The following is a 23268-nucleotide window of genomic DNA, read 5'->3' on the forward strand; positions in this document are numbered from 1 at the left end:
TTCTTCGCATCGGCGGCCCCGGCCCCGGCGCACCCGGGTGCGCCGGGCCGGCAGCGCCGTCTCACCCCGGCAGCGGCCCGGTGAGCCGCCGGGTCAGGCCGGTGAGCCAGCTCCGGACGGTGGCCTCGTCGAAGAGGTCGGCGTCGTACTCGGCCAGGCCGTCGAGGCCGCCGTCGGCGGGGGTGAACATCAGCAGCAGGTCGGCGCGGGCCGCGGTGCCGGGGATGTCCTCGACCAGGACGTCCAGGCCCGGGAGCTCCAGGACCGGGGACGGGGTGGTCTGCACGGCCAGCAGCACCTGCGGGAAGGACGGCGGCAATGCCAGCCCCCGCTCCCGCAGCGGCTCGGTGACCAGGCCGAACGGGACCTCCGCGTCGTCCAGGGTGGTGGCCAGGGCCCGGCCGGCCAGGTCGATCAGGCCCGCGAAGCCGTCCGGGGAGCGGCTGGGCAGCCGGACCGGGAGGTTGGTGGTGAGCAGCCCGACCACGCGCTCGTGCTCCCGGCGGCGGCGGTTGGCCGTGGAGAGCATGACCAGGGTCTCCGCCGCCCCGGTGACCTCGCCGAGGAGGTCGCCGAGCGCGGCCAGCAGCACCGCCGCCGGGGTGGTGGAGCGCCGGGCGGCGCAGCGGTTGAGCGCCTCGGTGGCGGCGGCGTCCACCCGGAACCGCAGGATGCCGCCGTGGCCGGACCGCCGTTCGGGGCGCGGCCGGTCGGTCGGCATCGGCACCGTGAGGGGCAGTCCGGCCAGCCGCTCGGCGTACCGGTCGGTGGCCCGGCGGACGGCCTCCCGGGTCACCACCGTCCGTTCCCAGCAGGCGTGTTGGAGCATCGAGCCGGGGTCCGGCAGCGCCGCCGCCGGGTCGCGGTAGAGCGTGCCGAAGTCCGCCAGCAGGGTGGCCAGCGACCAGCCGTCCAGGGCGATGTGATGGATCGTCAGCAGCAGGACGTGGTGGTCGGCGGCCAGCCGCAGCAACCGGGCCCGCAGCAGCGGCGGTTCGGCGAGGTCGAACGGCGTGCCGGCCTCGGTCCGGGTGGCCCCGGCGACGGCCTCCTCCCGCTCGGCGGCGGGGAGGCCGGTCAGGTCGGTGAGCGGCAGGGCGAGCGGCCCGGCGGGCCGGACCTGTTGCAGCAGGCCCAGCGCGCCGTCCGTGAAGCGGGTGCGCAGACTGCGGTGGCGGGCCACCAGGGCGGTGAGCGCGGCGGCCGGCCGGTCCGGGTCGAGCCGGCCGCGCAGGGTGATCCGCAGGGTGATGTTCCACAGGCTCGGGTCGGCGGCCCGCGCGTGGCCGCGGAACATCCGGGCCTGGGCGATCCCGGCCGGCCCGGCGGCCTCCGTGGCGCCGTCCCCGGTCAGCGTCGCGAGCAGCTCGTCCCGCGAGTCCTTGACCAGGGCGGTCAGTTCGGCGTCCATCGCCCCGGGCGGCGCCAGGTAGCGCAGCCGTCCGCCCTCGGTGCTGAGCACGACCTCCCGCTCGTCGAGCAGCGCGGCCAGCTTCGTGAGGTCGCCGCTCACAGTTCACCCGCCTCGTAGCCGCCGATGCCGCCGGCCGGGGTGGCCGCCGTGTGGTCCGCGGTGCGGGCCCGGTCGGCCATGCCGCGGACGGTCGGGCGGCGGAAGAAGTCGAGTACGCCGATCTCCAGACCGGCCTCCTCGCGGACCCGGTTGAGCAGGCGGGTGGCCGCCAGTGAGTGCCCGCCGAGGTCGAAGAAGGAGGTCTCCACCCCCGGGGCGGGCACCGCGAGTTCCTCCGCCCACAGCTGCTGGAGCCGCCGCTCCAGGTCGGTGGCCGGGGCGACGGCCCGCTCCTCGCCGATCGGGGCGGCGGGCGGCAGGGCGTCGCGGTCCAGCTTGCCGTTGCGGGTCAGCGGGACGGTGTCCACGGCCGCCCAGAGCCGGGGCACCATGTGCTCGGGCAGCCGGTCGGCGAGCGCGTCCCGGACCTCGCCGGGCACCGTGCCCGGCTCCAGGACGACGTACGCGGCGAGCGCGGTGCCCCGCGGGCCGTGCTGCGGGGTGACGGCGGCGGTGCGGACGCCGGGGAGGGCGCACAGCACGTTCTCCACCTCGCCCGGTTCGATCCGGTAGCCGCGGATCTTGACCTGCTCGTCGATCCGGCCGAGGTAGTCGAGGCTGCCGTCGGGCCGCAGCCGGCCGAGGTCCCCGGTGCGGTAGCTCAGCCCGTCCGGGGTGGCGAGGAACTTGGCCGCGGTCTCCTCGGGGCGGCCGAGGTAGCCGAGACCGACCTGCTCACCGAGCACGTGGATCTCGCCGACGGCGCCGTCCGGCACCGGCCGGCCGGCGCGGTCGAGCAGCCGGATGCGGCTGCCGGGCACCGGCCGGCCGATCGGCGCGTGGTCGGGGCCGTCGGCGGTGAGCTCGGCCGTGGTGACGGCGTGGGTCTCGGTGGGGCCGTAGTGGTTGAACAGCCGGCAGTCCGGGTGGCGGCGCAGGAAGTCCCGCAGGGCGGGGGTGAGCAGCAGCTGCTCGCCACCGGAGACGATCTCGCGCAGGTCGGGCACGGGGTCCTCGGCGAGGGCGTCCAGCAGGCCGGTGAGGGTGGTGTGCGGCAGGTGGATCCGCTCGGTGCGGGTGGCCCGGAGGTGTGCGGCGAGGGCCTTGGCGTCGTAGCGGGTCTCCTCGTCCAGCAGGATCAGGGTGCCGCCGCCGGACAGGGTGGTCAGCACCTCCTGGACGGAGACGTCGAACCCGCAGGAGGCGTACTGCAGGGTGCGCAGCGGGCCGTGGTCGGCGGTGTTCCAGTCGATCAGCGCGGCCAGGCCCCGGTAGGGCATCAGGACGCCCTTGGGCCGGCCGGTGGTGCCCGAGGTGTAGAGGCAGTAGGCGGGCGACTCGGGGTCCGGGTCGACGGCGGGCGGGGCCGGCGGCACCGGGCTGTCGTCCTCGACCAGGACGGCCGGCAGGGTGATGCCGAGCCGGTCGGCGCCGGCGGAGGTGAGCAGGACGGGCGCGCCGCTGTCCCGGGCGATCAGCCGGCACCGCTCGGGGCCGTTGACCGGGTCGATCGGTACGTGCACCGCGCCGAGGCGCAGCACGGCGAGCAGGGCGGCGACCTGGTCGGCGGAGCGGGGCAGCAGGGTGGCGACGGGGGTCCGCGCGCCCACTCCGGCGGCGGCCAGCCGGGCGGCCAGTTCCTCGGCGCGGTCGGTGAGTCGGCGGTAGGTGACGAGGGTGCCGTCGGGGGTGAGGACGGCGGTGCGCTCCGGATGGGCCGCCGCCGTACGGGCCGGCCGCTCGGCGAGCGGGACGGACGCGGCGAGGACGGACGAGGTGGGCGCGGTGGCGCCGGACACGGTGGCGGCGGGCACGGGAGCCGTCACCTCCCCGCCGCCGGGCAGCAGTTCGGCCAGCGGGCGGCCCGGGTCGGCGACGGCGGCGGCGAGCACCTGCTCGAACGCGGCCAGCAGCCGGTCCACGCTCTCCCGGTCGAACAGCGCGGTGGCGTACTCGACGTGGCAGCGGATGCCCTCGGGCAGGTTGGTCAGGAACAGCGTGAGGTCGAAGCCGGCCTTGTCGACGACGTCGTCCAGCGGACGGGCGGTGACCCCGGGCAGGTCGAGTTCGAAGAGCGCGTGGTTCTCGAACTCCACCATCACCTGGAACAGCGGGTTGCGGCTGGTGTCCCGCTCCGGGTTGAGCTCCTGCACCAGCACCTCGAAGGGCAGTTGCTGGTGCTCGTAGGCGTCCAGCGCGGTGGCCCGGACCCGGGCGAGCAGCTTCTCGAACTCGGGCTCGCCGGAGAGGTCCAGGCGCAGCGCCAGGGTGTTGACGAAGAAGCCGACCAGGTCCTCGGTGCCCTCGTCGCGGTTGGCGACCGGGGTGCCCAGCAGGATCTCGTCCTGACCGCTGAAGCGGTGCAGCACCCCGGCGAAGGCGGTGAGCAGCACCATGAACAGGGTGGAGCGCCGGGAGCGTGCCAGTTCCCGTACGCCGGCCGAGAGTTCGGCGGGCAGCAGGCGGACGTAGGCGCGTCCCCGGCCGTCCGGCAGCGGGGGCCGCGGGCGGTCGGTGGGCAGGGCGAGCACCGGCAGTTCGCCGCCGAGTACCTCGCGCCAGTGCGCCAGGCTCTGCGCGTGCGCGCCCTCGGCCACCCGGGCCCGCTCGCGGACGGCGAACTCGGCGTAGCTGGTCGCGAGTTCCGGCAGCTCGGCGGGCCGGCCGGCGAGCGCGGCGCGGTACAGCTCGCCGAGCTCGCGGGTGATGACCACGGCGGAGAGGGTGTCGATCACGATGTGGTGCATGGAGAGCACCAGTACGTGGCGGTCCTCGGCGAGCCGCAGCAGCCGGGTCCGTAGCAGCGGCCCCTCGGCGAGGTCGAAGAGGTGCGCGCCCTCCTCGGCGACCAGCGCCCGGACGGCCTCCTCGGCGTTCTGCCCGGCCGGGGCGTCCGACACCTCCAGCGGGGTGTCCGCGACCGGCAGCACCACCTGGTACGGCTCGCCGCCCTCCTCGCGGAAGACCGTGCGCAGCGCGGCGTGCCGCTCGGTCAGGGCGCGGACGGCCGCGGCCAGCGCCGTCCGGTCGACCGGCCCGTCCAGGGCGATCGCCTTGACCTCGTTGTAGCGGGAGCTGTCGGGCAGCATCCGGTGCAGGAACCACATCCGCTGCTGCGCGTACGACAGCGGGGCGCGCCGCTCGCGGGGCTCGGCGGTGGCGCGGCGCAGCGCGTCCAGGTGCGGCAGGCCGCCGGCGACCAGCTCGGGGGAGAGGCCGAAGTCGACGAAGGCGGCGATCTCGTCGGCGCCGGCCGCGCGCAGCGAGTCCAGGACGCCGCCGACGCTCTCCGGGGTGCCGATCAGCGCGCGGGAGGCGCAGTAGCGCTCGTAGGCGCGCTCCAGGACGAACTCCAGGTCGTCCTCGGGGGTGTTCTCGTAGTCCAGGGTCAGGCCGAGGCTGTTGGCGACCTGGCCGAAGAGCGAGAGCGAGGAGCGGAGGTAGCCGCAGAACGGCCGGTAGGCCTGCTCGCGGGCGGTGGCGAGGTCGGCGCCCAGGTAGGTGTGCACCAGCACCACCACCCGGCCGGCCTCGGGGTCGAGGCCGTGCTCGGCCCGGGTCCGCCGGTAGAGGGCGACGTTGGCGGCGAGCTCCTCGACGCTCTGGGTCATCAGGTTGGTGATCACCCCGAGGTCGTGCCGGGCGGCCTCGCGGAAGCTGTCCGGGTTGCCGACGATCGCGGTGAACATCGGCGGCATGTCCTGCAGCGGCTTCGGGTGCAGGTGCACCTCGATCTCCTCGCCGTTGCCGGCGCGGCCGCGGTAGGGCTCACCGCGCCACAGGGCCCGCACGGTGTCGATCTGACGGTGCATCAGCTGCTTGTGGGTGCCGTAGCGGTCGGGGAAGAACAGGAAGTCGTTGGGGTGCCAGCCACTGGCGCAGCCGAGGCCGACCCGCCCGCCGGACAGGTTGTCCACCACCGACCACTCCTCGGCCACCCGCACCGGGTGGTGCAGCGGCAGCACGGCGCAGCCCGCGTTCAGCCGGATCCGCTCGGTCTCCCGGGCGAGCGCGGCGGCCAGCACGGAGGGGTTGGGGAAGATCCCGCCGAAGGAGTGGAAGTGCCGCTCGGGAAGCCAGACCGAGTGGAAGCCGTTCCGGTCGGCGAACCGGGCGCTCTCCAGCACGATCCGGTAGCGGTCCTCGGGCGCGGTGTCGAGCGGGTAGTCGCCGAAGAAGTAGAGGCTGAAGTCGACCGGGCGGTCCGGGTCGCCGGCCGGGGCGGGCGCCGGGGCCGCCGGCCGTGCCACAGCGGGTGCCGACTTCACGGCGGGCGCCGACTCCGCGGCGGCGGTGGGGAGTTCACGTCGCGGTGCGGGCACCGGGACGGGCCGGGCGGTGGGGAAGAAACCGCCGCGCCGCATGTCCCGCAGCGACTCGCGGACGGCGTCGATCACGAACTCCACGTCACCGTCCGAGTGCGCGGTGGAGAGGAAGAAGTTGCGCCACTCCCAGATGTAGACGCCCCGGGTCAGCAGGTGCGGGAACAGCAGCTCCATGTCGGCGCGCGGCTCGAAGCGGAACAGCGAGCCGAAGTGCGCCAGCGAGAGCGGGAACTCCTCCTCGGCGAAGAAGCGGTTGAGCGTGGTGGCGAGCTCGTCGGTGCGGGCGTTCAGCCGCTCCTGAAGGCCCGGGCCCTGCTCCTTGAAGTGCCGCAGCACCGCCCGGCAGGCCACCATCGACAGCGGGTGCTGGATGTACGTGCCGCCGAAGAAGGTGGTGTCGTTCGGCGGGTAACTGGCGTCCCCGTACTGCCAGAAGCCGCCGTCGATGCCGTCCATCACCGCCGCGCGCCCGGCGATCGCCCCGATCGGGAACCCGCCGCCCAGCACCTTGCCGTACGTCGAGAGGTCCGGCTCCACGCCCCAGAAGCCGCGCGCGCCGCGCAGGTGCGGGCGGAAGCCGGTCAGCATCTCGTCGAAGACCAGCACGATGCCCCGGCGGGCGGTCAGCTCCCGCAGCCCGCGCACGAACTCGGCCGGCTGTCGGGCCGGGTGGCGGCTCTGCACCGGCTCGACCAGTACGGCGGCGATCCGGTCGCCCAGCTCCTCGATCACCCGCAGGCTCTCCGGGTCGCCGTACTTCAGCACGATCAGGTCGGAGACGGCGCTGCCCGGGACACCGGTCGACACCGGCACGGTCTCGCGGTCCGCGCCGCGGCCCACCGAGCGGCCCAGGGTGTGGTCGAAGTGCCCGTGGTACGAACCCTCGAACATCACGATCTTGTCCCGCCCGGTGTACGCCCGGGCCAGCCGGATCGCGCCGGCGTTCGCCTCCGTACCGGAGTTGGCGAAGGCCACCCGCTCCGTCCCGGTCAGCTCCGCCAGCAGCTCGGCCGCCTCACCGGTCTCCGCGCCGCGCGGGCCCAGCCGCAGGCCGCCGGAGAGGTGCTCGTGCACCGCCTCCCGGACGAACTCCGGCTCGTGCCCGAACAGCAGCACCCCGAAGCCCATGGTGATGTCGACGTACTCGTTGCCGTCGACGTCCTCCATCCGGGAGCCGTGCGCCCGGCGGGCCGCCAGCGGGTACAGCATCTCCTTGGTCGCCGAGCGGAAGCCCACCACGGCCCGACTGTCCGCGAGCACCCGGCGGTGGCGCTGGGTGAGCGCCTTGGACGCGGCCGTCCGCGCGGTGAACCGGCCGACCAGGTCGTCCAGGTGCCGGCGCTGCTCCTCGCTCAGCCCGCCGGCGGCCATCCCGGAGTCCCGCGCGACGGTCACCCGGGGGCCGTGCACCTGCGGGGCCGCGGGCTGCTGCTGCGGTACGGCGGTGGGCGGTACGGCGGCTTGCGGGGCGACCGGCCGGGCCTCGGCGGCGGGCTGCGCCACGGGGACGGCGGCCGGGGCCTGGGCCGGGACGGCGGGTGCGGCGGGCGTGCCGCCGGAGAGCAGGGTGAGCTGGTTGGCCATCAGCTCGGAGAACTGGCCGAGCAGCGTGAGCTGGCGGTCGATCACCGCCCCGGCCTCACCGGAGGCCGCGGGCGCGGGTACGACCGCGGCGGCGGGTGCGGACGGCGCCGGGGCATTCGGCACGGGCAACGGCGGCGGGACGGCTTCGACCGGGGCGGCGGCGACCGCGACCGGGGCGGCGGCGGGCTCCACCACAGGCGCCACAACGGGCTCGACGACGGCGACGGCAGTGGCGGCAGTGGCGGCAGCGGCAGCGGCAGCGGCGACCGGGGCGGGCGCCGGCGCCAGGGCGGCCAGCGCCTCCGGTCCCATCCGTCCCGCGATCAGCCCGGCCAGCCGGGCCGGGGTGTCGGCGTCCTCGAACAGTTCGCGCATGGACACCCGCACCTGGAAGGCCCGCTCCAGGTCACGGATCATGTTGATCATCGAGAGCGAGTCGGCGCCGAGGTCGAAGAACGGGTCCTCCGCCCCCACCGCCTCCTCGCCCACGCCGAGCTGGCGGGCCGTCTGCTCGACGACCCGGCGCAGGATCAGCGCGGCCGCCTGCTCCGCCGGTGCCGGGGCGGTCGGCGCGGGTGTGTCGGTCATGACGTGCTCCTCCAGGTCACTGCGATCGGGTACGGCGGGCGGTACGGGTACGGCAGGTGGCACGGATGCGGGTACGGGCTCGGCGTGGGGCGCGGGCGGCACGGGCGGCGCGGCCACCGCGAGCGGCGCGCCTCCGGTCGCGCCGAACCAGTGGTGGGTCCGCCGCAGCGGCCGCCCCGGCAGCGGGATCCGCCGGGCCGGCCCGTCCGGCCGGGTCCGGGCGGCGGCGCTCGCGGCCCAGTCCACCGGCACGCCGTGCGTCCAGAGCGAGCCGAGCGCGCTCAGCAGCTGCCGCTCCGGGTCGCGTCCGCGCCGGCCGCTGGGCACGAACACCGCCCCGGCCAGCTCCCGCCGGCCGAGCCCGCTGAGCGTGTGGTGCGGGCCGACCTCCAGGAACACCCGGTGACCCAGCCGGTCCAGCTCCGCCAGCACCAGGTCGAAGCGCGCGGTCTCCCGGGTCTGGCGCACGAAGTGCTCGGCGTCCGGCACCGTGCCGGGCGCCAGCACCGCGCCGCCGAGGTTGGTCACCAGCGGCACCCGCAGCGGGCGGAAGGCGATCTGGGCGAGCCGGCCGCGGAAGGCGTCCAGCATCGGGTCCATCAGCCGGGAGTGGAACGCCCGGTCGGCGGCCAGCCGTTCGGTGCCGACGCCCTCCAGCGCCAGCACCGCCTCCGCCGCGACCACGTCGCCGGTCCGTCCGGCCAGCACGCACTGCCCGGCGCCGTTGACCACCGCGAGGTCCACCCCGGGCAGCCACTGTGCCAGGCCCGCCAGCCGTTCGACGGACACCGCCGCGGCCGTCATCGCCCCCGGCTCGGTCGTGTGCCGCATCAGCCGCCCGCGCACCCCCGCCAGGAACAGCCCGTCGGCCAGGTCGAAGGCCCCCGCGGCGTACGCGGCCGCGTACTCGCCCGCGCTGTGCCCGGCCACCGCGGCCGGCCGCAGCCCGAACGACTCCCACAGCGCCGTGTACGCGGCCTGCACCGCGAACAGCGCCGGCTGCACGGCCTCGGTGCCCCAGACGAAGTCCGGGTCCGGCTCCAGCAGCAGCGGCAGCAGGGCCTCGCCCCAGGCCTCCCGGTGCAGCCGCTCGCAGGTGTCCAGCACCTCCCGGAACACCGGGTACGCCTCGTACAGCCCGGCCGCCATGCCGCGGTACTGCGCGCCCTGCCCGGTGAACAGCCAGACCGGCGCCCGAGCGCTGCGCCCGGCGTCGGCCGAGACGTGGCCCGGGCCGGACGGCCGTCCGGCGGCGAACGCGGCCAGCGCGTCGGCGAGTTCCGCCGGGCCGTCGCCGACCGCGGCCAGCCGGTGGCGCAGCGGACGGCGGCCGGCGCCCAGGGTGAGCTGCAGATCGGCGGGGCGGACGGCCGGTCCGCCGCGCAGCCGCTCGGCCATCAGGCCGGCCAGTTCGGCCAGCGCCTTCGGGTCGCGCGCCGACAGCGGCAGGGCCACCGGCGCCGGCGCGCCCTCGGCCGGCGGCGTGGCGGGCGCCGCGGTGGGCGGTTCCTCCAGCACCACATGGGCGTTGGTGCCGCCCACGCCCAGCGCGCTGACCCCGGCCCGGCGCGGCGCCGGGCCCTGCGGCCAGTCGGCCGCGCCGTCGGGCAGCGTGAACGGGCTTCCGGGCAGGCCCAGCGCGGGGTTGGGCCGGGTGAGGTTGGCCAGCGGCGGGATGGTGCCGTGCCGCAGCGCCAGCACCGCCTTGATCAGCCCGGCGAGGCCCGCGCAGGTGTCCAGGTGCCCGATGTTGGGCTTGACCGAGCCGAGCGCGCAGAACTCCGTGGCGTCGGTGCGGGAGCGGAAGGCGCGGGTCAGCGCCTGCACCTCGATCGGGTCGCCGAGGGCGGTGCCGGTGCCGTGCGCCTCGACGTAGCCGATGCTGTCGGCGGGCACCCCGGCCACGTCCAGCGCCCGGCCGATCACCGCGGCCTGGCCGTCCACGCTCGGCGCCGTGTAACCGACCTTTCCCGCACCGTCGTTGTTGACGGCCGAGCCCAGGATCACCGCGTGCACGGTGTCGCCGTCGGCGAGCGCCCGGTCCAGGCGCTTGAGCAGCACCGCGGCGACGCCGTTGCCGCCGACCGTGCCGCCGGCCCGCTCGTCGAAGGCCCGGCAGACGCCGTCCGGTGCCAGGATCGAGCCCTCCTGGTAGCGGTAGCCCGCGGCCTGCGGGATGTGCAGCGCCGCGGCGCCGGCCAGCGCCAGGTCGCTGTCCCCGGTGAGCAGCGACTGCACCGCGAGGTGCACCGCGACCAGCGAGGTCGAGCAGGCGGTCTGCACGCCGACCGCCGGGCCGGTCAGGCCGAGCCGGTACGCGACCCGGGTGGCCGCGAAGTCGGCCTGGTTGCCGATGGCGACCTGCAACGCCTCCACCGGGCGCTCCGGGTCGGCGGCGGTGCCCACCGCGTGCTGGAGGTAGGTGCGCAGCGAGTACAGCGTCATCCCGGTGCCGGCGAACACCCCGATCCGGGTGTCCGGGTCGCTGTCGCCGTAGCCGCCGTCGTCCAGGGCGCGGGCGCAGGTCTCCAGCAGCAGCCGCTGCTGCGGGTCCATCAGCGCGGCCTCGGCGGCGCTGATCCCGAAGGCCTCCGCGTCGAAGTGGCCGATGTCCTCGATCGGTGCGGTGACCGGCACGAAGTCCGGGTGCCGGTACTCGGAGGGGCGGATGCCGGCGGCCGCCAGCTGCTCGGGGGTGTAGCGGGTGGTGCTGACCACGCCGTCCACGATGTTGCGCCAGTACTGCTCGGGGGTGTCGGCGCCGGGGAAACGCAGGGCCAGGCCCACCACCGCCACCCGGCGGTCGGCGGGCACCTCGCGCTCCGCCGCCGTACCCGTCGCGCCGGCGGGCCGTGCCGCCTCGCCGGACCCGCCGGCCAGGTGCGCGGCGAGCGCGTCCACGGTGGGGTGGCGGAACAGCGCGGTCTGCGGGAGGCCGGGCGCCGGCCCGGCCGTCAGCGCCGCGTGCACCCGCATCAACTGCACCGAGCCGAGGCCGAGTTCGTGGAACGCCCGGCCGGGGTCGACCGACTCGCCGAGCACCTGCTCGAAGGTCTCCAGCACGCTGCGCCGCAGCTCCAGCGGCGCGATCGGGGCCGCGGCCGGAGCCGCCTGCTGCCGTACGGGCCCGGCGGTGGCGGGCTCCGGCTCCCCGGACACCAGCCGCGGGACGTCGGCCAGCAGTCGGCGCCGGGCGGCCGGACGGCCGGTGTCGGGCCCGGCGTACCGGTGCCCGGGCGGGCCGGCCAGCAGCGCGGTGGCCAGCCGTCGGCCCTCGGCCGGTTCGAGCACCGCGATGCCGCGCTCGGCGGCCGCCCGGTCGTGGGACTCCTCGCGGTTCATCCCGACGCCGCTCCACAGGCCCCAGGACACCGTCCAGGCCCGCACGCCGTGCTCGCGCCGCAGCCGTTCCACCGCGGTCTCCAGGTAGCGGTTGGCCGCGGCGTACCCGGCCGAGCCGACCACCTCCTGGAGGCCGATGAGCGAGGAGTAGGCGATGAACTCGGTGCCCGGCCGGGCCCGGACCAGCTCCGCGAGCGCCTCGGTGCCCTCGGTCTTGGCGTGCAGCGCCGCCCGCCAGCGGGCCGGGTCCAGGCCTTCCAGCAGGCCGATCCGGTAGTCGCCGGCCAGGTGCAGCACGCCGTCCAGCGGGCCGCCCCAGGCCTGTTCGGCCTCGGCCACGGCGGCCTCCAGCGCCCGGCGGTCGGTCAGTTCGACCTGCCGGTAGGCCACCTGGCCGCCCGCCCGGGCGAGCCGTTCCAGCGCGGCCCGACGGCGCCCGGCCGCCGGGGTGTCCGCGTACGGGTCGGTGCGCCCGACCAGCAGCAGCCGGCTGCCGTGTCGGCGCAGCAGTTCCGGCAGCAGTTCGCCAGCGATCCCGCCGAGGCCGCCGGTCACCAGGAAGCGGGCGCCGGGGGTGAGCAGCCGGGAGCCCGTCGCGCCCTCGGCGGCGGGCTCCTCCGGGGCCGCGGCGTCCGCCGGGGTCACCGGGGCCTCCGGGGTCACCGGGCCGAGCCGGGGCACGTACGGGCGGCCGCCGCGCCAGGCGGCCTCCGGCTCGCGGCGCGGGTCGGCGAGGAAGGCGAGCACCGCCCGCGGATCCGGCTCCGTCCCGGCGGGCAGGTCCAGGTGGCGGGCGTCGGCGAGCAGCCGCTCGGCCCGGACGGCGGCGCTCAGGGCGGCGGTCAACGCGGCGGGCGGGTGGGGCAGTTCGCCATCGGCGAGGGCGTGCAGGCCGGCGCTGACGGTGGTCAGCGCGATGCCCGAGGCCTCCCCGGTGCCGTACCGGGCGGCGAGCGCGCGGACCAGGGCGAGCAGGGACTCGCCGCACCGCCCGGGGTCGGGTTCAGGCGCGGTCGCCCACAGGTGCAGCACCCGGGCGGGGCGGCGGCCGTCCGAGTCCAGTGCGGCCAGCAGCGCGGTCCAGTCCTCGGGCCGGGCCGGGTCCGCGCCGTCCCCCCGGGCCTGGACGGCGTCGGGCAGCACCGCGGCCAGCGCGTCGGAGAGCGTGCCGGGGCCGGTGGGGCCAACGAGCAGGATCGTCTCCGCCGGTACGGGGGCCGGCTCCGGCACCGGGCGCGGCTCCCAGACCAGCCGCCGGACCACGTCCGGTACCGTCCGGGCGTTGCCCTCGGCGAGGTCCAGTGCGGTGAGCAGCCCGTCGAAGTCCCCGGCCAGCAGCCGCCCCCGGATCGCGGTGCGCTGGATCTTGCCGCTGGTGGTCCGGGGGAAGTCCGCGGCCGGCACCGGCAGCGCCACGGCGGCCGACAGCCCGAAGCGCCCGGCCAGTTCGGCCCGGACGGCGGCCGCCACCCGGTGGCCCTCGCCGGCCCCCGGCGCGAGCACGAAGAACACGGCCAGCTGCTCGCTGCCGCTGCGCTCGTCCGGCACGCCGCAGGCGGCGACGTGGCCCGAGAGCACGCCGTCCACCGCGGAGACCACGTCCTCCAGGTCGTGGCAGAAGTGGTGGACGCCGTTGATGATGATGATCTCCTTGCGGCGGCCGGTCAGGATCACCTCCCCGTCCCGGACGTAGGCGAGATCACCGGTGTCGAACCAGCCGTCGGCGGTGGCCGCCTCCCGGTTCGCCCGCTCGTTGTTGAGGTACCCGGGCGTCACCCTCGCCGAGGAGACCTGCAACCGTCCGATCCGCAGCTCCGGCAGCACCCCGCCACGCTCGTCCGCCACCCGCATCCGCGCGCCCGCCGCCGGCCGTCCCATGCTGAGAAAGCGCGTGACCGGCCCGTCCTCGTCCTCGCCCACCGGCCGCAGCGCGCCGGTCAGCGAGTCGGTGGCCAGCGGCTGCACGGCGCCCGGCTCGCCGTACCGCTTGTACGTGATGACCGTGCAGGTCTCGGCCATGCCCCAGCCCAGCAGCAGGTGCTCGGGACGCAGGCCGGACGGCGCCAGGCGGGCCAGGAACTCGTCGGCCACCGACTCGGTGCACTGCTCGCCCGCGTTGATCAGCGACTTGACCGCGGAGAGGTCCCAGCGGCGCTCCGGGACCGCCCGCAACGCCTCGGCGACCAGCCGGTAGCCGAAGTTGGGCGACCAGGAGTGCGCGGCGCCCCGGCGCTCCAGCGTGTCCAGCCACAGCAGCGGTTCGGCGAGGACGAGTTCGGTGGGGATGTGGGTCTGGTCGGAGGCCATCACCACGTCCCGCAGGTGGAACATCAGCAGGCCCGCCACATGGTCCAGCGGCAGCCAGTTGACGGTGGCGTCGCCGGGTGCGAAGCCCTCCTGGCAGGCACCCGCGACGTACTCCAGGATGCCGTGGTGGGTGATCCGGATCGCCTTGGACCGGCCGGTGGAGCCCGAGGAGAGCTGGAGGATCGCGACCTCCCCGCTCCGCCCGTGCGGGACGGCGGGCGCGGCGCCGGCGCCGCGGTCGACCGGGATCACCCGCAGGCCGGCGGCGGCCGGGTGCAGCGCGCCGATGCCGGCCAGTCCGGGGACGGCCGGGCCGGCGGCCAGCACCGGCGGGTGCTCCAGCGTCTCCCAGGCGTTGACCAGCTTCTCCAGCACCGGGCCGGGGTGGTCGTAGTCCGGGGGCCGGGCCACCGTCACCGGCAGGATCCCGCCCAGCAGACAGGCCCACAGCGCCGGGAAGTACTGCTCCATGTCCGGCACCTGGAGGATCGCGCGGTCGCCCGGGCGCAGACCGGCCTCGGTGAGGGTGGTGAGCACCCGCAGCGCGCGGTCCAGCAGCTCCGGGTAGCGCAGGGTGGTGGCGCCGCCGTCGGGACGGACCAGGTGCAGGCCGCGGTCGGGGTGGCGCTCGGCGGCGCGCAGCAGGGCGTCCGGCAGGTCGGCGGGCGCGTCGGGCAGCGGGCGCAGCGGCGGTCCGGCGGCGACGGCGGGTTCGCCCTCCGGGGCGGGTGCCGGTACGGCCTCGCCGGCGGGCGCGGCGGCGCTCCGCTCCACCCCGAACGGCCGCCAGTCCGCGGTGAACCGGCTCAGGTGCGCGCGGGCGGGCCGGGGGTGGTCCCGGACGTCGCGGGCGGCGGCCAGCGCGGTCGCGTCCGGCAGGCCGTCGGCCGTCCGCGGGATGCCGTCGACCAGCCGCACCTCGGCACCGGGGGCGACCTCCAGCAACTGCGCGGCGACCCGGCGCAGCAGGCCCGCCGTCCCGCCCTCCCCGGCGGGCACCAGGTGGACGGTCGGTCCGCCGTCCTCGGCCGGGACCACGGCGCAGTCGGCCAGGTCCGGGTGGAGCAGCAACCTGCCCTCCAGCGCTTCGGGGCGGGGGCGGTCGGGGCCGGTGGTGCTCATGGGTCGTACCTTTCCTAGGCTTCGTGAGCGGGAGGGGTACTGCTGGCACGGCGGAGCGGTGGGTGCCGCCCGGGGGCGGGGCCGGGACGGGGGCGGTGCGGTCGCGGGCAGGGCGGAGCGGCGGTGGGCCGCCGGGGGCGGGTCCGCGAAGTCGGGCGGTGGAAGGGCCAGGGCGTGTCTTGCGGATCACTGCCGGGTCCGCGACGCCGGGGCACGCACCTCGCCGCGTTGTCGTCGGTCGCCAATGCTCCGCAGTGGCTCCCTCCTCCGCCTTGCGATGCACGCACCCCAACGCCGCGGCCTATCCGACAAGATCCACAAGACACGCCCTGGGCTCGTCCTCGAACCCTACGGCTCCATTTTCGATCACTCCGGACGGCCGGCGTGGCCGGATCCGGTCCGCCCGCGGAAAGGGGCCCGGGCCGCCCGCACCCGGGCCGTGGCCGGGCCCACGGGACCCGGCCCCACCGGTTATGGCGGAAGCGTGACCACCACGTGTCCGGGCAGTGGCCGAATCGACACTCTACAGATCGGAAGAACCGTCAAGTAGCCTGCGGCCATGCGGACCACGTCACCGATCACCGTCGGCCGCGCGGCCGAGCTCGCCCTGCTCGGCGGCGCGCTGGGCGCCGCCCGGCAGCGGTCGGGCGGCGCGGTCTTCCTGGTCGGCGAGGCGGGCATCGGCAAGTCCCGCCTGGCCGGCGACTGCGCCTACCAGGCGTACGGATCCGGGCTGCCGGTGCTGCGCGGCCGGGGCAGTTCGACCGGGACGGTGACCCCGCTGCGGCCGCTGATCGAGGCATTGTCCTCCCGGTTCCGGGCCGCCGGCCCGCCCGCCGATCCCGAACTCGACCCGTACCGGCCCGCGCTGGCGCGCCTGGTGCCGGAATGGCGGGGCACCGCCGGGCAGCCGCCCGGCTACCCCGACTCGGTGGTCGAGCTCGCCGAGGCGCTGCTGCGGCTGCTCGCCGTCCTGGGCCGGGAGCACGGCTGCCTGCTGCTGCTGGAGGACCTGCACGACACCGACGCGGAGACCGTGGCGGTGCTGGAGTACCTCGTCGACAACCTGGCCGACCTGCCGGTGCTGCTGGTCGGCACGCTGCGGCCGGAGGCCGGGGCCGCGCTCGACCTGGTCCGCGCCGCCGAGCTGCGCCGCACCGCCGCGGTGGCCGAACTGCGGCCGCTGCCGGCCGCCGAGGTCCGCGCGCTGGCCGCCGCCTGCCTGGAGTCCGACCCGGCCGAGGTGCCCGCCGAGGTGCTGGAACGGCTGGCGGAGCGCGGCGACGGCAGCCCGTACCTGGTCGAGGAGCTCCTCGCCGACATGCTCGAATCGGGCGCGCTGTGCCGCAAGGACCACGGCTGGGTGGTGACCGGCCGGCTGGGCGACAGCGTGCCCAGCACCATCGTGCGCGGCTGGGCCCGGCGGCTGGAGCGGCTCGACCCGCAGGTGCGCGAACTGCTGCTGGTCGCCGCCACCCTGGGCAGCCGGTTCTCGGTCGCCACCGTCCAGCTGATCACCGGCCACGAGGACCGGGCGCTGTTCAGCCACCTGCGGTCCGCCTTCGAGGCCAATGTGATCGCGCCGGACGGCGCCGCCCCCGACCGCTACGCCTTCCGGCACGCGCTCACCGCCGACGCCCTGACCGCCGCCCTGGCGCCCGCCGAGCGCGCCGCGGTGGCCCGCCGGGCGGCCCTCGCCATCGAGAGCTCCGATCCCGAACTCGGCGAGGAACGCCGCCAGTTGGTCGCCGGGCTGCTGCTCGCCGGGGGCGACCGGGCGGGCGCCGCCGGGCACCTCGCGGAGGCCGGCCGGCAGCTGCGCGAGGCGGGTTCGGCGGTCTCCGCGGTGGTCCTGCTGGAACGGGCCCACGAGCTCGCCACCGACACCCAGCGCCGGCCGTTCAGCGAGGAGTTGATCCTCGCCCTGGCCGAGGCCGGGCAGCTCGACCGGGCCTTCGACCTGGTCCGTACGCTCCCGCCCGCCCGGATCACCGATCGCGGCGCCGATCGGGGGGCCTGCCACGGAGGCGACCGCGCCACCGGCCCCGGCACCGATCACGGACCCGCGGGCGGGCCGGGCGGGCCGGGCGGCGGACCCGACCACGGGCCCGGTGGCAGCCTCGACCGCGGGCCCGGTGGCGGACCCGACCACGGACCCGGTGGCGGCCTCGACCGCCGGATCGACCTGCACACCAGGCTCGCCTGGGCCGCCGTGATGGCCGAACGCACCACCGAGGCGGTCGGCCAGGTCGCCGCCGCCCGCGCCCTGCTCGGACCGGACCCGCGACCCGAGCAGGACGCCGCGCTCGCCGTCATCGAGGGCCACCTCGACCTGCTCCCCGGGCAGAGCTCCGGCGGACGTGCCGGCCTCGCCGAGACCGAGCGGATCGCCCGGCACGCCGCCGAGGTCGCCGAACGCGCCGGCCGGCCCGTCCTCGCCTGCCAGGCCTGGCAGTTGCTCGCCCTGCTGGCCCGCGAACGCGGCTTCGACGCCGCCGACGAGTGCCTGGAGCGGATGCTGGCCGTCGCCGAGACCCACGCCCTGCCGGTGTGGCGGGTCGAGGCGCTGCTGCGCCTGGGCGCCAACGCCTTCATGCGCACCGGCGACGGCACCCGGCTGGCGCAGGCCCGCGAGGCCGCCCAGGGGCTCGGCGCGATCGTGCTCACCCAGACCCTGGACGGGCTGCTCGCCATGAACGCCGTGCTGCGCGGCGAATGGGCGACCGCGCGCGGCATCGTCGACCGGTGTCTGGACGCCACCGCCCGGCTGCGCAACCTGGCCGCCCACCGCTACCTGCTGCTCGCCTCCGCCACCCTGGCCGCCCACCAGGGCAACGGCCGGGAGACCGCCGAACGCCTGGCCCGGTTCCGGCAGGCCGGCGGCGAGGACTCCTTCCTGATGCCGCTGCAGCTCGGACTCTGCCGCGGCGTCGGCGCCCTGCTCGCCGAGGACCGCGCCCGGGCCCGCGACGAGCTGGCGGCCGGCCTCGCCTGGGAGCGGCGCCACCCGAGCGTCTTCTACCTGGCCGGCCGGTACGGGCTGCACCCGCTGCTGGAGGTCACGGCCGGCGCCTACGGACGGGCCGAACTGGCGGAGGTCCACGCCTCCCCCGCCGCCGGGCTCGCCTGGAACCGGCAGTTCCTGCGCTTCGCCGAGGCCGTCCTGCTGGGCCGCGAGGGCCGCGCCGAGGAGGCAGCCCGGACGGTCGCCGCCACCCGGGAGACGGCGGCGCTGTTCCCGCTCGCCCACCACCTGGGCCTGCGGCTGGCCGCCGAGGCCGCGCTCGCCGACGGCTGGGGCGACCCGGTGGCCTGGCTGCGCACCGCCGAGGAGTACTTCCACGCCGCCGGGATCCAGCCCGTGGCCGGCGCCTGCCGCGCCCTGCTGCGCCGGGCCGGCGCCAGCGTCGCCCAGCACCGCGGCGGGCGGGACCAGATCCCGGCCCGGCTGCGGGCGCACGGCGTGACGCTGCGCGAGTACGAGGTGTTCGTCCTGCTGCCGGAGCGCCCCGGCAACCAGGAGATCGCCCGCCGGCTGTCGATCTCCCCCAGAACGGTGGAGAAGCACATCGCCAACCTGCTCGGCAAGACCGGCCGCCGCGACCGCGCCGCGCTCTGCGAACTCGCCGGCGAACTGCGCGGCCCCGGCTCCCCCTTCGAGTCGTACGAGGGGGCCTAGTTCCCGAGTCCGGGGCGTCCGGCTCGTTCGAGGCCGTTCGAGGCCGTTCGGGGTCGTTCGGGGTCGTTCCGGGCGGGCATCGGCGCGGCCGGTCCCCTCCTCACCGGGGCGGCCGCACGGGACGCAACAATGGGGGCGCCCGGCCCGCTTCGGCCGGGCCGGGCGGCGGAACATACGGGCACCGCACCGATGACCGGCCGCGCGGCACGCGAGGACCATCGGGGTCCGACGGTCATGCCGTCCCTCCCGCAGCGCTCCCCCTCTTCCCCGGTCCGGAGGCCTGCCGATGCCGCTCACCCACCGTCCCGGCCCACTGGCCGCACCTGTCACCGCGCCCGTACCCATGACCGCGTTCGTGCCCGCGTCCGGGCCCGCACCCGCCGGCCTGCGCTTCGCCGTCCTCGGCCCGCTCGCCGGCGAGTCCGCCGGCCGGCCACTGCCGCTCGGGCCGCTCAAACAACGCCTGGTACTGGCCGTCCTGTTGAGCAGAGCCAACACCGTCGTCCCGGTGGACCGGCTCACCGACGCCGTCTGGCCCGACGAACCGCCCCGCACCGCGCGCAAGAACCTCCAGGTGTACGTGAGCGCCCTGCGCGCCCTGCTCGGCCGCGAGGACGGCCGACCCGAACGCCTGGTGCACCACGCGGGCGGCTACCTGCTGCGGATCGCCGAACCGGAGCTGGACGTCCTGCGCTTCCGCGCCCTGGTCCGGGCCGGCCGCACCGCCGCCGATGCCGGTGAACTCGCCACCGCCGCCTCCCTGTTACGCCAGGCACTGGACCTCCGGCAGGGCCCGCCGCTGCCCGAGCTGCGCTGCTCCCCCGCGGTCGAGGCCGAGGCCGAACGGCTGGAGTCCCGCTGTCTGGGCGTCCACGAGGACTGGGCCGAGGCCGAGTTGGCACTGGAAAACGCCGCCGCCGTGGTCGAGGAGCTCACCGAGCTCGCCGAACTCCACCCGCTGCGCGAACGCCTCCAGGCGGCCCTGATGACCGCCCTCCACCAGTGCGGCCGCCAGGCCGAGGCACTCGCCGTCTTCGACGGCCACCGCCAGCTGCTCGCCCGCGAGTTGGGGCTGGAACCGAGCCCCGCGCTGGCCACCCTCTACCGCTCGCTGCTGGCCCGGGGCCGGGCCGCCGGCCCCGCCGGCGGCCGTTGCGTCCTGCCCGCCGACACCCCCGACTTCACCGGCCGCGCGGAGGAACTGCGCGAGCTGCTGGGCGCGCTGGGCACCGACGGCGGCCCGCGTACGCTCGTCCTGGCCGGCCCGGCCGGCATCGGCAAGACGGCGCTGGCCGTGCGCGCCGCCCAGCTGCTCGCCGGCCGCTTCCCGGACGGCCGGCTGCTGGTACGGCTGCGCGCCGAGGACGGCACGCCCCGCCCACTCGCCGAGGTCCTGGCCGAGCTGAGAGAGGTGGGGGCCGGGCCGGGCGCCGGAGCGGGGGCCGGTACTCCGGCCGACCCGTCGCAGGCGGCCGCGCTCTGGCGCGCCTCGCTCGCCGGACGGCGCCTGCTGCTGATCCTCGACGACGCCCCGGACGAGGCCGCGGTGCGCGCGCTGCTGCCCGCCACCGGCCCCGCCGCGGCCGTGGTGACCTCCCGCGGCCAGCTCGCCGGACTCTCCCCGGTGCACCGGCTCACCGTCCCGCCGTTCTCGCCACCCGAGGCACTGGACCTGCTGGCCCGGATCGTCGGCCCCGGACGCCTGGGCACCGACCGGGCCGCCGCCACCCGGGTCGTGGAGGCCTGCGGCCTGCTGCCCCTGGCCGTCCGGGTCGCCGGGATGCGGCTGGCCGTGCTGCGCCACCTCCCGCTCGCCGAGTACGCGCAGCGGCTCGCCGATCCGGCGGCGGCGCTGGACGAGCTGGTGGCCGGCGACGTGGCGGTCCGGCCGCGGCTGGAATCCGGCTGGCGCGACCTCGCCGAACCGGACCGCCGCACCCTCGCCCGGCTCGCCGCGCTGCCGTTGCCGGACCTGTTCACCCTCCCCGAGGCCGCCGAGGCGCTCGGGCTGCCGGAGCGAGCCGCGCTGCGGGCCCTGGAGGCCCTGACCGACACCGGCGCGGTGACCTCCCCGTCCGGCGAGGTGACCGCGCACTCGGCCCTGTACGCGCTGCCCCGGCTGACCCGGCTGCACGCCCAGGAACGGTCCGCCGACGCTCACTCCAGTGTCAACGCCCCGAGCAGTCCGACCGGTTGAGCGTCCAGCACGGAGTGCAGCGCGAGCAGCACCCCGGCCGTGCCGGTCGCCAGGTCGGCCGAGAATCGGCGCAGGCGCGCGCCGGGGACGAGCAGCCGCCCGTCCCTGGCCACCAGGTACCAGGCCAGCCGGCGGACGGATTCCACCGTCTCGGGGTCCACGGTCCCGGAGTCCACCGTCCCGGGGTCCACCGTCCCGGCGCCCGGCAGGCCCGTGGACGACTCGCCGTCCGACGGCGCACCCAGGGCGTGCCGGGCGGCCAGCAGCCCGGCACGCCCATGGAACAGGCCGGGCTCGCGGACGAACTCCATCCCGCAGCCGCTCCGCACCCCGGGCAACAGGGCCGCGAGCTCGGCCCCGGCCTCACAAGAGGCATGCGCGAGGTGGGAGAGGTGGGCGAGGTGGCGCCGGGCGACCAGGGCGAGGCCGCCGCTGCCGCCGTCCAGGTAGAGCAGGTGCCGCTGGCCGTCGCGCAGTTGCACCGAACCGTCCGGCATGGTCACGCAGCACCCGGCCTCGGCCGCCAGCGCCCGTCCGGCGGCGGCCAACAGCCAGGTCTCGCCCGTGCGTTCGTACAGCTCCAGGTCCAGCAGGGCCGCGCCGGCGAAGCCGTGCACCAGACCGGCCCCGGACGGCGGGCAGAGGCCGGGCACCGGATCACCGCCGGCGAGTGCGTCCAAATGCCGCGCCAGGTCGAGGAGTTCGCCGGGCACCGGGTCTCCCTCGGCGAGCAGGCGCAGCCGGGCCAGGGCGAGACCGGCCCGGCCGCCGGACAGTCCGGGCACGGCGGGCGGGGTGGGCAGGGCGAGGCAGCGGTCCAGGAGTTCACGGGCCTCCTCCCTGCGGCCCAGCCGGTCCAGGACCACGGCGACGCCCGGCAGCCCGTCGTAGAGGCCACCGCCGGCCGCCCGTCGGGCCCGGCGGGCGGCGGCGACCAGCCAGTCCGTCCAGGCTTCGGGGATCGGCGCGTCCGTCCGGTGCAGCGCGTACAGCACACCGGCCGCGCCGTGGGCGACGTCGACTCCGCCGGCCGCGGCCCCGGCCGGGTCCCCGGGGAACAGCCGGTCCGGCCGCCCGGGGGTCGCGGCGGAGTGGAGGCCGGCGAGGAGCCCGGCACGGATCGCCGGCCAGTCGGGGGCGTCCCCCTCAAACAGCTCGTCGATGATCCGCTCGCCGCCGCGCTCCGGGGCGGCGGCCGCGCGCGGCCGGGGCCTCGGCGGTCCGGCGTCCGGCCCGAGGCCGAACCGCCGCCGGGCCCAGGCCTCGATCCGGTCCGCCTTGGCGGGCTCCCGTTCGACCAGCTCCATCAGCGGCATCAGCATCATCAGCCAGGTGGCCCAGAGCATGTGGCGGTCCGCGTCGGCCCCGTCCAGCTCCGGCGGCGCCTGCATACCGGGCGCGCCGGCCCGGGGCACCTCCTCGTCCGCGAGGTCGGCCGCGTACTCGAAGTCCACCAGCACCGGCGAACCGTCGGGCCGCAGCACCACGTTCGCCGGGTGCAGGTCGCCGAACCGCACACCGCGTTCGTGCAGCGCCCCGATCGCCTTGGCCAGCCCGTCGACCACACCGCCCACCCAGTCGGTGTACGCGCGCAGTTGGCCCCGTGTGCCGTCCGGCCGCACCAGCGGGTAGCGGGTGACGACCGCGTCGAACAGCGGGGTGCCCTCGATGAACTCCTCGACCAGGAAGTGGTGTTCCCACACCGTGCGCACCTCGTGCACCCGGGGCACGCAGTCCGGGCCGGCCACCCGTCGCAGCATCCGGTACTCCCGGTGCAGCCGGGTGACCGCGTCCGTCCCGGCCGGGTCGAGCCCACTGTGCGGCCGGGCCTCGCGCAGCACCACCCGCTCGCCGGTGTCACGGTGATCGGCCAGGTAGATGCCACCGGCGGCGGAGAACTGGAGCGCCTCGCGGACCACGTACGGGAAGTCGTCGTCGCGGGCCGCCGCCCGGGCGGCCAGGTGCGGGCGCAGCCCGTCCGGCACGGTGACCCACGGGGGCAGCCGGAAGGCGGGCTCGCGGCGGTCCGGCACCAGCTCGCCCGAGGGGGCGCGCAGCGCCGGCACCGGCCGCCCGTCCTCGCCGGGGCACCACCGCTCGACGAAGGCGCCGTAGCGCACGTGCACCGGTCCGCGTCCGATCCGCAGGTCGCTGAGGATGTACGGCCCCGGGCGGCCGTCCAGGGCCTCGGTGAACTCGTCGAGCAGTGCGAGGAATTGCTCCTCGCCGGCCGGGTAGACCGTGACGAACTTGCCGGCCGAGCCGCGCGAGGCGTACTTGGCGTTGGCCAGCCGCAGAGCGCGTCCGCCACGCAGGAACTTGAACGGCACCCGATGGGCGAGGCAGATCCGCAGGGTCTCGGCGAGGGTGTGCTCGGCACCGTCGGGGACGGTGGACAGGTGGATCTTCCAGCCCTGTTCGGCCACCTGCGCGTCGACCGGGCGCAGCGAGGTCCACAGCCCCTGCCGGTCGCGGCGCCAGCCGTCGGGGGGTGCCGCGCGGTCGAGCGGGTAGCGGTCGGCGAGGTCGTCCATCCGGTCAGGGGTCTCGTAGTACAGCGGGTCGGCGACGCAGTGGAGTTGGGTCTCCTGGATGCCGGTCACGGCAGGTC

The 23268-nt window shown here is 76.7% G+C and carries 5 protein-coding genes; 2 read left to right on the plus strand and 3 right to left on the minus strand.

The features are described from left to right. Positions 1 to 61: 61 nt before the first annotated feature. Positions 62 to 1513 (minus strand): condensation domain-containing protein, encoded by a 1452-nt coding sequence (locus ACWEQL_RS09830; protein WP_452149680.1) that lies wholly within the window; start codon positions 1511 to 1513, stop codon positions 62 to 64. Next, positions 1510 to 14781: a MupA/Atu3671 family FMN-dependent luciferase-like monooxygenase gene (locus ACWEQL_RS09835; protein ID WP_452149681.1), complete on the minus strand. Its 13272-nt coding sequence runs from the start codon at positions 14779 to 14781 to the stop codon at positions 1510 to 1512. Before ACWEQL_RS09835 ends, ACWEQL_RS09830 begins: the two co-directional genes overlap by 4 nt. Before the next feature lie 559 nt (positions 14782 to 15340). Between ACWEQL_RS09835 and ACWEQL_RS09840 the strand changes: the two genes are divergently transcribed. Continuing rightward, a complete protein-coding gene (locus ACWEQL_RS09840; RefSeq protein ID WP_452149682.1) occupies positions 15341 to 18460 on the plus strand; it encodes an AAA family ATPase in 3120 nt (1039 codons plus the stop codon). A 343-nt stretch (positions 18461 to 18803) separates the two neighbouring features. After that, entirely contained in the window at positions 18804 to 20657 is a 1854-nt protein-coding gene (locus tag ACWEQL_RS09845) for a BTAD domain-containing putative transcriptional regulator (protein WP_452149683.1), read from the plus strand. Here the strand turns inward: ACWEQL_RS09845 and lanKC are convergent. Continuing rightward, positions 20618 to 23260: a class III lanthionine synthetase LanKC gene (gene lanKC / locus ACWEQL_RS09850; RefSeq protein WP_452149684.1), complete on the minus strand. Its 2643-nt coding sequence runs from the start codon at positions 23258 to 23260 to the stop codon at positions 20618 to 20620. The genes ACWEQL_RS09845 and lanKC overlap by 40 nt on opposite strands. Positions 23261 to 23268 lie beyond the last annotated feature (8 nt).

The organism is Kitasatospora sp. NPDC004240, assembly GCF_053603215.1.